General features: G+C 63.0%; 4 protein-coding genes and 4 pseudogenes. 4 read left to right on the forward strand and 4 right to left on the reverse strand.

Annotation, left to right across the window (positions count from 1 at the left end):
* Nucleotides 1-272 precede the first annotated feature (272 nt).
* Entirely contained in the window at nt 273-455 is a 183-nt protein-coding gene (locus ACZ4NT_RS37280) for a hypothetical protein (RefSeq protein ID WP_467729785.1), read from the reverse strand.
* A gap of 291 nt (nt 456-746) precedes the next feature.
* On the opposite strand from ACZ4NT_RS37280, the pseudogene ACZ4NT_RS37285 reads away from it, so the two are divergent.
* From ACZ4NT_RS37285 to ACZ4NT_RS37300, 4 genes and pseudogenes are all read left to right on the forward strand, one after another.
* Nucleotides 747-1,010: pseudogene (locus ACZ4NT_RS37285) on the forward strand (oxidoreductase); the annotation flags it as partial.
* 162 nt (nt 1,011-1,172) lie between these two features.
* On the forward strand, nt 1,173-1,310 hold the full coding sequence (locus ACZ4NT_RS37290) for a hypothetical protein (RefSeq protein ID WP_467729787.1): 138 nt from the start codon (nt 1,173-1,175) through the stop codon (nt 1,308-1,310).
* Nucleotides 1,311-2,498: 1,188 nt separating this feature from the next.
* Nucleotides 2,499-3,675, forward strand: a pseudogene (locus ACZ4NT_RS37295) (IS110 family RNA-guided transposase); the annotation flags it as partial.
* A gap of 168 nt (nt 3,676-3,843) precedes the next feature.
* Nucleotides 3,844-4,846 (forward strand): annotated as a pseudogene (locus ACZ4NT_RS37300) (IS481 family transposase).
* Here ACZ4NT_RS37300 and ACZ4NT_RS37305 read toward each other — a convergent pair.
* The 3 genes and pseudogenes from ACZ4NT_RS37305 to ACZ4NT_RS37315 all read right to left on the reverse strand — a co-directional run.
* Complete coding sequence (locus ACZ4NT_RS37305) at nt 4,825-7,056, reverse strand: LuxR C-terminal-related transcriptional regulator (RefSeq protein WP_467729789.1); 2,232 nt, start codon at nt 7,054-7,056, stop codon at nt 4,825-4,827. The pseudogene ACZ4NT_RS37300 and the gene ACZ4NT_RS37305 overlap by 22 nt on opposite strands.
* A 1,284-nt stretch (nt 7,057-8,340) precedes the next feature.
* A complete protein-coding gene (locus ACZ4NT_RS37310; protein ID WP_467729791.1) occupies nt 8,341-11,013 on the reverse strand; it encodes a LuxR C-terminal-related transcriptional regulator in 2,673 nt (890 codons plus the stop codon).
* A gap of 1,595 nt (nt 11,014-12,608) precedes the next feature.
* A pseudogene (locus ACZ4NT_RS37315) lies at nt 12,609-12,816 on the reverse strand (IS701 family transposase); the annotation flags it as partial.
* Between the last annotated feature and the right edge of the window lie 1,162 nt (nt 12,817-13,978).

Here is a 13,978-nt window from a genome sequence, read left to right on the forward strand (position 1 = left end):
GCCACCCCCGCAACTACCTGGCGTTTCTCGGACTCGCCGCCGCCCTCTGCTGCTACAAGAGGCTCCTCCGCCTCACCACATAGGACACCGTCTTACTCATACGAGACCGATCCGCCTCGGCGTGTTGGCCACTGTGAGGCAGACCGGCCACAGCTACCGAGCGAAACAATCACGTTCCATCCAGGTGTAGCGTCCTGTGGAGCTATACAAGGAAGTGGCCGGGTCTGCCGACCAAGTCCCGGCCACTTCCCTTCTGTCACTAGCCCCGAAAGTCAGTCCTCGACCACGATCTCGTTGTGGTTATGCGTGAGATCACGGTCAACCTCAACCACGATCTCGTTGTGGTTATGCGTGAGATCACGGTCAACCTCAACCACGATCTCGTTGTGGTTCTGCGTGAGATCACGGTCAACCTCAACCACGATCTCGTTGTGGTTATGCGTGAGATCTCTCATTTAGAGATTCCCTCCATGTGGTCAGATAAATCGCCAGCACTGGCAGTACCCGTGATTCTCCTGACAGCCTGGAGTTAAGAAGTGAGCAGTTGCTGCTCATAGAAGGACATGGCGTGGACCGAGGCCGTGTTCTATGCGCTAGCGAGTCGTTGAGTTGGTCATCTGCGGGGACTCTTGGAGTTAGATCGTTCCTAGTGGATTGTGGAAAACGCCAACCGTTGATCCGCCGTCGAAGGTGCGGCTGCAGGGTGGTGGAGGGCAGGACACGCCTCTGGCCGATCCCGTTCCAAGGTCCAGCGCGGCTGGATCGACGAGGAAGGGACGCCGCTCGATCCCGAGGGCTTCAAGACACCCGAGCAGGGCGCGGCCATCCAGGTGTGGGCGGCGACCTCGCCCCGGCTGGACGGACTCGTACTGCGAGGACTGCGACATCGCCGAACGGCACCAGCGGAAGGCGCCTGGACCGGCGCACGCGACCACGCGGCCGACCCGGAGCAGGCGGCCCGCCTCTGGCGGCTGTCCGCGGAGCTGACCGGGGCCGACGCCTTCGCGTGAGGGCCCGGCCGTCAGCTGGGGGACGAAGTCCCGCACGTCGGCGGCCAGTTGCGCGGCATGGTTGGCGAACAGGCCGTGGCCGCCGTTCTCGTAGACCTTGAGCGTGCCATCGGGCAGCATTGCCGCTTCGGGCGGCCGATCGGGTCCAGGGGCGCAGAGGTCGTGCGTACCGTGCACGACGAGTGCGGGCAGGTCGAGCTTCGCCAGCTCGGGGGCGACGTCGCGCGTGGTCAGCAGCTACTGAAGGTCTCGGCACGCGAGGTCGCCCCGGGGCGCCGGTCGATCATGGACCGTACGTAGGCTGGCGGGAGCTCGTTCCGGTACCCGACCAGGCCATCACAACTGAAGCCAACAGCTCCCAAATTCCCGCGCCCACCTGAGCAAAACGTGGCACCACCTGCACCATCCTGCAGCAGACCGATCAGTAGCGATACCGGCTCAACGGCGGCCGGCCACGTGACATTTGATCGTTAAATCTGTCCTCGCATCGTGCCCAGCGGATGCGTAGCGGGCGGAAGCCTTGAGCGAGAGGGTCAGTCGCTCGACGACGTAGCGGCAATGCCCAGGCCAGTGCCGTGCGACTCGCTTGCTTCGCGATTTGCAGGGCGGATTTCGCACTGCCAGATCAGGCGCCCGAGACTTGTCATGTCCATGGCCGCGGTCGCCCTACCCGACCTACCCCCGCGACGGCCAGGATCTTGGCAAGTTGACAGCGCCAAGTTGATCGTCCATTAGGTGGGGGTGAGGTCCCGGTTCGGGAGCCGTCTGATTGGTGTAATCACCCAGGGGCCGGCCCCGATGTGGGCGGTCGGCGAGGATCGAGCCTCCTCGGTGTTCGCAGATCCGGCTGATGCGACGGGTGCGGGCCGCGGTCATGTCGCGTGCGGCCGGGCAGCGCGGGTGAGATCCACATAAGCTTGCCCGTGGGACCAGCCACGATCTGCACGTTCACGCCGTGCGGCCGTGTTTTGCGGAAGATGTCGCATCTGGCTGTCGCCAACGCGATCGCACTCGGCAAATGATCCATCTGTCGAGCAGGGCGGGTTCAGGGTCGGCTTCCCGAAGGACGCACAGCAGGCGGGTGTCAGGTGGGGACAGGGGCGCGACGACAGCTGTGACATAGGCGTGGGCGGGTATCGAAGGATATGCCGAAGCGGCGGTGATCTGCACGAGCGTGTCGTGGCAGCGAAGATAGATCGGAGCCGACGAGAGCGCGCTGGTTGGCAGGGCTTGCAGCGGCACCCCCGTTATGTTTTTCGCGGTCCTGCAAGAGGGCCGCTGGTCTCCGGACCTTGCATGGTTGTTCTCTCCTGCCGGGGGGTGCCGCCGGGCCCGAGAGGTGCCGTTGGAAACTGATGAGAGGTCCGGCTACCGCCCAGCCGAGCACAACGCCTGGCCCTTCGCAGGCGGCAGGTCTGCATAACGTGGGTGCGCGCACGACGCCAACGCCCACGCCAGCACGCGCATGACATCCGTTCGGGGGGAAGCTTGAACGACAGTGACGAGATAGGCGTCTTCCTCGGGCTGGACGTCGACAAAGACCGCCCACCACGGGCACGGGCTCACCCCGGCTGGCAAGGAGGTCTTCGACAAGCAACTACCAACACCGAACCGAAGTTGCGGGAGATCTTCGAGAAGCTCAAGACCCAAGTTCGGCACCGTCCTCGTCCTGGTGGACCAGCCCGCTTCCATCGGCGCCCTCCCGCTCAAGGTCGCCCGGAGCGGTTGCAAGGTCGCCTATCTGGCCGGGCTGGCCATGCGGCGGATCGCCGACCTCTACCCCAGCGAGGCGAAAGCCAACGCGAAGGACGCCGCGGTGATCGCGGATGCGGCCCGCACCATGCCGCGCACTCTGCGCTCGCTGGAACTCACCGACGAATTCACCGCCGAGCTGACCGTGCTCGTCGGCTTCGACCAGGACCTGTCGGCCGAGGCCACCCGCACCTCCAACCGGGTCCGCGGCCTGCGCACCCAGTTCCGCCCCAGCCTCGAGCGGGTCCTCGGCCCGCGCCTGGACCACCCCGCGGTGACCTGGCTGCTGGAACGCTACGGATCCCCGGCCGCGCTGCGACAGGCCGGACTCCACAGACTGGCTGAGGTGGTCCGCCCCAGGGCCCGCGCATGGCACAGCGGCTGATCGACGACGTCTTCGAGGCACTCGACGAGCAGACCGTCGTGGTCACCGGCACCCTCGACATCGTGATCCCTCCCTGGCCCGCTCGCTCGGAGCCGTCCACGAACAACGCCGGGCCACAGAAGCCCAGATCAGCGCCCTGCTGGAGGTACACCCTCTTTCCAGAGTCCTGACCTCGATGCCGGGATCGCGGTCAGGACCGCTGCCACACTGCTGGTCACCGTCGGCGACGGCACCAGCTTCCCCACTGCCGCCCACCTGGCCTCCTACGCCAGCCTCGCCCCGACCACGAAGTCGTCGGGGACCTCGATCCGCGGCGAACACGCGCCCAGAGGCGGGAACCGGCAGCTCAAACGGGGCGATGTTCCTGTCCGCGTTCGCCGCCCTGCCCGACCCAGCCTCCCGCACCTATTACGACAATGCCGAGCCCGCGGGAAGGCCCACACCCAGGCGCTTCTCCGCCTGGCCCGACAACGGATCAACGTGCTCTTCGCAATGCTCCGCGCCGGCACCTTCTACGAACCCCACGCCTCGCTTGATGAAAGACATAGAGGCACCTCCTCACGGGCGCCCGTGTGCACGGTCACCCACCCGACTGGTGTATTGATCACGAGCGTTGTTGACACTCACAGGTTTTGATCTTGGCGAAGACCTCCGGTGTGCTGGAGCTGTCCAGGACTGCACCGCACGGAGGTCTTCGTGTCCCACCGTAATGCCCGGTTGACCGTCTTCGGGAGACGGCTGCTGGTCGAACGTGTCCGCTCAGGTCGACCGGTCGCACACGTGGCGGCCGAGATGGGCATCTCACGGGCCACCGCCCACAAGTGGATGCGCCGGTGGCGGTCCGAGGGCGGGGCCGAGTTCCATGACCGCTCCAGCCGGCCGCACAGGACGCTGCATCGCACTTTGCGGGCCTGGCGCAGGTCGCGGACACGGGCCTCCAGCGCAGCCGGGAACTCGGCCCGGCCCGGATCGGGCCCATCCTGGGCCTGTCCGCCTCGACCGTGCACCGCATTCTGCCCCGTCACGGCCAGCACCGACTGGCCTGGCTCGACCGACCCACCGGCGAACCGATCCGACACTATGAGCGAGACCGACCCGGCGAACTGGTCGACGTCGACATCAAGAAACTCGGCAATACCCCCGACGGAGGCGGCTGGCGAACCGTTGGCAGGCCGGCCAGCGCCCCCAACCGGCAGGCCGCCAACGACGAGCGCGGCAGCTGCAAGCCGGTGATCGGCTACAGCTACATCCACTCAGCCGTCGACGCCCCCTCCCGCCTGGCCTACAGCGAAGTCCTGCCCGCCGAACGCCAACACACCGCCGCTGCCTTCTGGCAGCGGGCGAACGCGTTCTTCCAGACTCACCGCGTCACCGTCGAACGGGTGCTGACCGACAACGACTCCTGCTACAAGTCCAAGCTGTTCACCCGAGGCTGACCGCGGCCGGCATCGCCCACAGGAAGATCCGTCCTTACCGGCCACAGACCAACGGCAAGGTCGAACGCTTCAACCGCACCCTCCTCGACGAATGGGCCTACATTCGGCCCTACACCTCGAACAACGAACGGACCGAAGCCCTGACAGACAACTACGAGTTCATTATCAATGGCCCTGAATATCGTCTACATGAACATCACAACCCACCCCGACTCTCAACGGATAGACCGCAATGGAACCCTTACGAGATCAATCGAATATGAAGATCACGGCGTCCCGCGATACCTAACTTTGCATAAATGCGATAAAGATGATTACCTACCGTTCTAGTCGATAGGGCAAGCTGGTCCGAGATTTCCTTGTCGGTCATTCCACGGGCCGCCAGGACTGCAATCTGCCGTTCTCGTTCCGTCAGAGGCTCGGCCCCCTCGATTGCACACAGGAGAGGAGTGATCGCACCCTCACAGCGTTCAGCAAACTCGTTTGAACGTACGGCAGCCGCTGTTGCCTCACGTCTGCCGCCTTTTTGGCTAAGGAACCTGGAGAGCTCTGCAAATGCTTCCGCCGCATAGAGGTCATAACCGGCTGAGGCGAAGGCTTCAGCAGCATCGGCCAGATCGGAAATTTTCCGATCGACCAGCGATCGAACAAAATTCAGGCGCGTATTAAGCAGACCTTGTACGGGAATAGAGAGAAACGGCTCAGCCCTTTCAGCCATCCCTAGACGCCCCAACTCATGAGCCAGGATAGCGGCGTCTCCATAATTGCCCTTAGCAAGTGCCGCCTCCGCGGATTGCATCAAGATATACATCGCAGTGCGACGATCACGCTTCCGCATGGCCATCCAAGCGCGTGCAATTTGGTAATGGATTAGGAACTCTCCAGACTGCCGAACCAGGGGAAGATTTTGGACGCCATTTGCACCGGTCGGAAGATACGCTAGGGCCAAACTTCTGAAAATTTCCACCTTCTCCTTCGGCGTCTCCCAAGCAACGTAATTGATCGGGGCGAGGTCCATCAACTCAAGGGCCTGCCGCGGCCTTCCCACTTCAATTAAGAGGCAGCTCAAGGACAAAGCCCATCGCGTTTCGTCTCTAAGATTATCTCTCGTGAGCGACTCGCTGTATCTCCGCTTGAGGATTTCGATGGCTTCCAGGGGGTGCCCGGCGTAGTGCAGAGCAGCGGCATGGAACTCATCGATCGCGCTTTCGCCTGAGGCAATCGCGGTTGGAGTTACCGTTTGCCAGCTATCGAACTTTCGGTGGAGCTCCAGTGCGTCGTTTGGTCGACCTGCGTGACAGAGGGCTGCCACACGGAATATCGCTGCATCTCGGCTGACAGCGTGATCGGTGCTCTTCAGCAATGAGCGGCTAAGGCGCAGTGTTTGACCAAAATCACCGTCCCAATATGAGGCCATGAGCAAAGTCTGTACATCTTGTGAAGCCTTCGCGTGATGCGGCGGCCGCCCCCCTTCACGCACTTCTCCCTGCAGGATCTTTCCCCGGGTCCGAATGATTTCGAGCTGCCCGGCCTGGCTTGGATGCACCCTGCGTGCAACGCTAAGCACCGTTTCGGCCTGCTCGAAGTCACCTAATTCCATCATCATTTTAGCGCTGAATAGTGCAGCCTCGAAAGATTGATGCATTCTCCAACACGCTTCAGCGAAGCCACAAGCTTGCCGGAATTTTTTTAAGTCGTAGGCGGCCTGAGCCACATCTAGGAGAGCAGCCTCATCAATCGTTTGCCCAGCCGCGAGCCGCCAGCTCATCACACGAACTTTTTCGGCGCTATGTTCCGAGACATTCATTCGATCCGCCAATGCAGCTAGCGTACTGAAATGCTTCCGCCGTTGCTGCGGCTCGAGTTCTTGGTGGATAACGTATTCGAGGAGCGGGTGCGCAAGACTCACAGAGGGATCGGGCTTGCCGCCATCCGCTTCCTGCTCAATTGTGGCGTCGACAGTGATGAGCCCGCGTTCTTCGAGGGTCAGGAGGGCCTGAGCACAGACGGTGCGCTCCAGTTCCTTGACTTTGAGAGGTTGCGCAAGCGCCGTAAGTTCCAGTGCATGCCGAGCTGAAACGCTCAATTCCGCCACTTTTGAGGAGTATTCTTCCCATAGGGGGATCGACGGGAAAAATTTGCCCTCAAGTGTCCAGACCTTGCCTGAAACCTTTAGGAGCCCTTGCTCGGTAGACGCGGTTACCAACTCCCGTAGCAGTGACGGGTTCCCTGAGGCCATATCAGCCAACAAAGTCGCGCATCGATCAGTTAGTTCTCTTCCTGCAAATGCGACGGCAAGCCGTCGCATTACTTGGCGAGAGAGAGGTCCGATATCAAAACGAGCGACATGCCCGTCTTTCCACAGCGATTTGATAGCTGCCGATGTGGGCGCCTCACCAACAACCCCAATTAGTAGCAGGGCATTTCGGTTTCGCGCAATGGCCAAAAGCGTGGCCGCAGTCGACGAGTCCAACAAATGAGCGTCGTCTGCGACAACAACAGTGTCCCGCTTTCGACTAGGCCTAACGAGTGCGGCTCGAGGCGACGACCTTAGGCGCGACATTTTTCTAGATAGCGCGATATCAGGTGATGCACTATCTCCAGATTTGGGCGGTTCCACCCGAACAATCCTGCACGATGGCGCCAAGACTTGGATACACTCGTCGAGAAGTCGCGTTCTTCCTATTCCGGCATCTCCGGCGATCAAGACGCCCGCGTATCCCCGGTGCTCTAGCAACTCAAGGACCGTACGAAGTTCATTTTCTCTTCCGAGGAAATCACAACCAGAGGTCGAGCGACCGGAATCCCATGGAGGAGTTAGCCGCATGGGAATTCCTGGATTTTCTGACAGATTCACCATCGGACACCCTGGAATGAATAGATGCTCAGAAGCATGCTTATAGAACAAAAGGAAGCCGACGGGGTGACGTCGGAAGAAGTGAGCGGAGCGGTTGAACCTCTCTCGACGGGATCGCCATTCCCGAGCCCCCTCCCGTTAGACGGATTAAGCATGACCGATGGCCCCGCTTTGAAAGATGGAAATTAGTCACCCAAACTATCCATTTTCCCGCCGGGCTGCCAGAGTATTCATTGCTCAACTTTAATACCAGGGGCCGAGGCCAAAGAGTGTGCGAGTTTTCTTTCGCCAAGGATGGCCGGAAGGCCATTTCATTTTCTGGAAGTTGGTGCTCACGGCGCGGGCCGCAGTCAGTAGCCGATGAGGCCAGCGCCAGCCCTCGCGAGAATTCATCGCGATACCCGAAATCATGAGCGAAAACTTCGGTTGATGCCCATACGGTGGCGACTGGGGTGTCCAACCATTCGGGAGCGCTACTCAGCCCACTGAGCGCAGCATTTGCCTGCTGGCTGGCGAGGTCCCGCCTTCGCCCTGAAATGACCTGGGACCAGGACGAAGACGGGACTACCTACCAGCTAGGGGGGGCGCCAGTAGGCTGGCAGGACGTCCGCCGTCGGGATACCTCCTGCACCCGTTTAGTGGAACACTTTCTCTCTCCCCGTGAATGAGTAACAGCTACTTCTAGTGCGGGCAAGTACTGGTCATCACGGTTCTTCGATGACACGTAAGTAGAGGCGGACGGTCTGCACTTGTCGAGGTGGCCCGTTTCAGCGGTTATCGCCATCCGTCATTTCAGCCTAGGATCGCGCGCCATTCGGATCGACTGTGTCACCGCGATGCCCTTGCGGTAAACATTGTCTGGTTTTGCATGCTCTCTTGCGCTGAAAGGCCCTAGGTGCTTCATGCCTGTTTTGCAGCGCGGCGGGAAACTTTCAAGGCGTCGGCAAGCTCACTTCGGGTGGCGACGCCCAGTTTGGTGTAAGCGTGCTGCAAATGGTTGTCAACGGTGCGGACTGACAGGCCAAGGGTTTCAGCGATGTTCTTACTGGCACTACCGGTGGCAGCCAGCAAGGAGATCTCGCGCTCGCGGGCGGTGAGCAAAGCGGCGGCTTCTGCTGTAGTAAGGAGCGGTGTGTGGGAGTTGCTGCAACGTGCAAGAACCTGGGCAGCACGATTATTGGCCGCGGTGGCATGGCGAAGTTGGCTCGCCCGACGCCAAGCGGCGGCGGCAGCAGTGGCGGCCTCGGCAGCCAGTAGGTCGGCTCCCAGTTCCTCCAGTTCTCCCGCAGCGTGCGACAGCAGCACCGGATCTTGTTCGGCGAGTGCGGTCGCCAAGTGCGCGCGCGCCCGGATGAACGTCCCTTCGCAGACCTCGGCGAGCTCGGCTAGGCGCCTTGCAACGTCTCGTGCGCCGCCAAGGCGAGCGATGTCGGTAAGCAACATCGCCTCGCTCGTCAGGTGGCCGGTGGAACGAACGGTGAGAACTGCCTCGGTCAGGATGGCCCGGGCCTCGGCGAGGCGACCCTTCGCGGCCAACAACCAGGCTTGGCCGAGGCGTTCCTCGCCTACCGGTAGAAAACCTGTTGTTTGGGGCGTGATTCGGTACTCGTCCAGAGCCGCTTCAGCTGCGGGGAGGTCGCCGAGAACTGCAGCGCATGCGGCGAGTCCAGTGAGTGCGGGGCGAAGCACCTTGGCATTGTCGAAGGTACGAGCCAGTCCAGCAGCCTCGGCATACCATCGGCGAGCGATGGCCGCATGGCCTGCCATCCACTGAGCACGGCCAAGGAGAAGCGCCGTCCAGGACCGCGCCATCAGGCTGGAGTCAGTGAGGTGAGCGTATGCGGTGTCGCCGGCACTATGAGCCTCCGTCAGGCGGCCGCTCTCGGTCAGAGCAAGGATCAGAGCGAGGCTCTGGATAGTGGGAGAGGGCTGCAGGCTGTGGTCATCGATTTGCAGGTGGGCCGTGTGAGCACGTCGAGCCCAGGTAAGGGCCTGATCGGAGTTTCCAACCAGCGCCAGTGCGGCAGACTTCATCGCCGCGGCACGGAGCCAGGCATGGCCGTGTGGTCGATCCGGGACGGTCTCAAGTTCTTCCAGCAGGGTCAAGCCGCAGGGGAATTGACCTGCCACGATCCGCAGGAACCCGCCATTGAGCGTCAACGTGCGGCGGCGCGCCGGGGTGTGAATCTGCTGCAGCACGGCGTCGTTGGACTCCAATGCTTGCGCAAGGTCAGTGTTGCTCCACGCAAGGTTCTCGGTGCGGGCCAAGACGACCGCCACCTTGTCCCGCTCATCGACGGCATGTGCTTCGGCCTCGGCAAAAGAAGCCTCCGCTTGTTTCCACTCCCCCATTTGAGACTGGGCCTCGCCAAGTAGAAGATGCGTCCGAGTGGTCTGTTGGGACTCGGGAAGAGCTTCGAGGAGAGTGGTCACATGCAGGTAGTCATGTGCGTTGCGAGCCAGCGTAGCGGCCTCTACAAGCAGCTTGTGGTCTGCGGTACCTGTAGCAGTTAGCCGCCAGGTGGCGATTCGTAGTGCGTCATCGCGCCGCCGAGCTCCGCATGCCTCTATCCTTTCTGCCATCTTGAGTAGAAGGTTTCGGCGGCGCAGAACGGGCATTCCTACCCGTAGAACCTCTCCATAAAGAGGATGAGCCAGCGTCACGTGTGTGCGCCGCTCATCCTGGTTTGTGCAGATCAGTCCCGCAGCCTCTAGTTCGTCCAGCGCCTGCCAGGGGACGACAGCCTGAAGCTCCGTCAGCGGCAGAGAGCCACAAACTGCCAGCAGTTCCAGGGCTGGCTGGGCAACGGGATCGGCCGCGTCCAGATGGGTGCCGATTAGTTCGACCAGCCTTGCCGAACCCGGCAGCTTGCCTCCCGGAGCTAGGTGCCATACCTCTCCGTCGTTGGTCAGTGTGCCGGCAGCCAAGGCACTGTGGACCAGCTCGCGAAGGTAGAGCGCGTTTCCGCTTGAAGCCCGGTGCAGCATCCGGACCGTGTGCTGTCCCACAGCCCCGCCCAGCGCGGCTTGTAGTACAGCCTCGGCTTGGTCTTGGTCGAATGCGGTTAGCTCAATCCGCTGTACAGCGTCTCCGTGTGTCAGAGCTTGCACCGCTTCGTTAGGCGCTTCACCACTGCGGACCGTGGCAATCAGCAGGATCAGTCGGGAATCCATCAACTGCCGCAGCAACATCACCGAAGAGGCGTCCAAAAGGTGCAGATCGTCGATGAGGATTGCCCACCGTCGCCGACCGACACCGGTCGAGGCCTCTGCTACTGCGGCAAAGCCCCTGACCGGGTCAGAGGGGTCCACCCCTGCAGGAAGCAGGTGCGCTATCGCGCCCAGTGGCACCTTTGCGGCTGCGGCGCTCGCCGTGGCTCGTCCACCTCGGTATCCGGCACGGACTGCTCGGGACAGGCACTCTTCGGCCAGCCGCGACTTGCCAACCCCCGCCGCCCCTCTCAAGACGAAGCCCTGGACTCGCCGGTTGCTTAGCATGGTGGCGAATGTTTTGAGTTCTGTCTGTCGCCCAACGAGCGGCCAACGCGCTCCCTGATCCCTTGCGGTGATCAGGGAGCGGAGAGGCGGGTTGACTGTCGCTGAAGTTGACTGGGACATGTCGACTCTCCAAAGGTGCGGAGCGGAGCAGGCTAGACTTGGATTGGCTGCAAAGGTCAATTCACGCCCCGCTGAACATCGGTAGTGGGGCAATGGGGGAGGCAGCGCGACGGGGTCCCCCTCAAGCCCTCCCTCGGCCTCTCAGGGTGGCGTCACCACAAGAGGGCAGTCGCCTCATTGGGGAGCCACAAGCACGAGGTCCGTGATGACCTGCCAGCAGGCGAACAAGATTCCATCGGGCGGTACACAGCTACGCTCTCGTGCATCGGTGGGGGGAGAGTAACGGGGTACTGCGGCAACTCGCACGTGGAGCCAGGGCGCCGCCCATGGCCGACGAAGCAGCGTGTCGCCAGCGGGCTGAGGGGGCGGCGCGGCGCCCTCTCATAGGGGACGTCACAACCGTAGAAATCATTGTGGTCACCCCGTGTCGAGAGGAGCTGGTAACGCTCTGCATGACTCCTTTCTAGGTGCGCTACGCCGAAGTGGCATTAGGGGTCCCCCCCAAACCTTCCCCACCCGTTGACGAAGGGGCCCTGTGATGGCGAGCATCATGGGCGCCCTGGCCAGTCGACACCGCGGCCTTCGAGGGTCCGGCCGGTACCACGCCTCCAGTCTGCGACGAAGCGCCTGTTCCCAGCGGTATGCCAGTCAGTGCTTCACCGTGCTGCAAATGGTGAGATGGTGGGGGTAGGCCGCGTCGTCGCAGATAGCGGCGGTTTTTGCGGGCGATATGTTATCGGCCAAGATGCGGTCGAGGCGGTGCGTGGCCGGCCAATGCCGATGCGGGGCACAAAGACCTGCTCCAGCGCGGACTCGAGTCAGGGGCCGTCACCGTAGTGTCCCGGCGTCAGCAGGACAGCGAGGGGCCGGCATCGTCCGTCGGGGGCAAGGTGGATTGTGGTGGTGAAGCCTCCGCGGAGCGTCTCGGACACTCACCGCGTTGACCACTTCCTCCAGCCGTACGGCTGGTTTTCGTAGAACCGAATCGACCGGGGGCGGCCGGTGACTTTCTCACGCCGGCTGCGTGCTGGTGGGCCCGTAGCGAGGTCGAGTCGACCGACACCTCCCCGTCGATCCGGCCCACGGCGTCGAGTGAGCAGCATCGTCCATGTGCCATCCGCTGACCAGCGGCGATGGCGTTGTAGACGGCCTCCCACCCGAATCGCTCCGGCAGGTCCCGCCACTGCCCACCGGTCCGCGCCCGGTAGAGCACCCCCCTTGTTCACCCTGCCCCGATGATCACTCCACTGGCCGCCGCGTGGACCACCACGAGGCAGGAACGACTCCAACCGTTCCTGCTCCGCATTCGTCAGATCCCCACGGCCCATCCAACGAGCCTGACCTCAACACTCCGCCCTTGTCAGTAGACCCAGAAAACAGTGTCTGATACTGCAACGGTCTTTGGTCTGATGGTTGGGCAGTTTCTGGTGGTGTGTGGCCGCGTCGTTTGTAGTGGCTGACGCGGGCTTGCTGCTGTCGTCTGCGACGCCAGTAGGACCAGTGCAGGACGTGCTCGATGGGTGGTGGTCGGCGGTGGGTGAGGCGGGTGATCAGCCGTCGGAGTTCGGGGAGGGGTATGAGCTGGGAGGATCCGTTGCTGCTTTGTCCGTGTCGACCTGGCTGGCGGGCTCACAGGATGGTGAGGCAGGCGTGGGCAGTCATGGCGAGGGTGATGGGGGGCCAGTCGGGGTAGCGGCGGACCTGGTAGTCGTCCAGGCCGCATTCCCCTTTCGCAGTCTGGACAGCGTCCGGCACGGCCCGTCCGGGCTGCCCTCCCGCCACCGGCACGCTCCTGGCGGGACCGTCTGCAGGACGACAAGGCCGCACCCCACGGCCACGCGGGAAGTAGAGCGCCAAGGCAACCCCGTCTTGATGCACACAGGGTGCCGAAAGGTCAGCGCCCAGAGGGGGAGGAGACCAACGACGGGCTCGGGCGCCGGTTTGTTGGTGCAGGCAGCGGTCAAGCAGGGGGAGGTGCAAGCTGGAGTACCTGAGCGGGCGACCGGAGCAGATCCTTGCCGTCATTGGGAGTGAGAGCGTAGTGCGCGTTGTGCGAGAGCGCCCGGGCGGGGTGCCTGTCCAGCCCGTCCTCGGTGGGGTTCGGGCCGGGGGCCGATTCCCCTACCGGTCTCCCTACCGTTTCCCCTACCAACCTCCCTACCGGCACACGTAGTACGCGGCCCTCGGTTTGCGCAGGTCAGTGCCTTGACCAGTCTTGGTCGGTATCACCCCGACGGGCGGCATCGGCTGCTAGCGGCACGGCTGGCGCCGGTCCGCAGCGGCGCCTGACGCCGACGGATGTGGGCCAGCGAGAGGAAGGGTGGAGATAGGGGTGGGTGGTTCGAAGACGTATCCGTACGGGGCCACGAGCGCGATGCGCGGGCACGTCCTGTCCGCGCTCGGTGTGCTGAAGGTGGCCACGGCAGAGCAGATCCACCGGCTCACGGCGCCAGGCCACAAGGACAACAAGGCTTTTCGCAACCCCCTTGTTGGATCTATCCCGGCACGGCCTGCCCCTCTCGGAGGGCAGCACGCGCGAGGGCGGCAATCCGTGGTCGCTGACGCCGCTGGGATTGGACGCGGCAGCGGAGGTGCTGCACCGGCTGGCGGACCGGAGGGGTGGCACCGCCCGGGGTGCGGCCCGTTCGGGCGCCCCGCATGCGATGGGCGCGAAGCCGCCATGGCCAATGGAGGGGCGGTTGGTTTTCTTAGGGGGTGTTCCCTGATGTTCGATATGTCGGGAACCCGTAGAACTAGGGGTACGGATCCGGCCAGGAACCGGATCACCCACCGAAAGACCCCCGGATGTGATCGTCATGGCCCCCACCGCCACCCCTACCGCCACACTGTCCCCCGCCGGACCGTGCGCTGGCCGGCCGGAGGCCGTGACTACCACTGCAATCCCCGCCCCAGCCACTAC

It is taken from the genome of Streptomyces sp. NPDC026417, assembly GCF_055567695.1.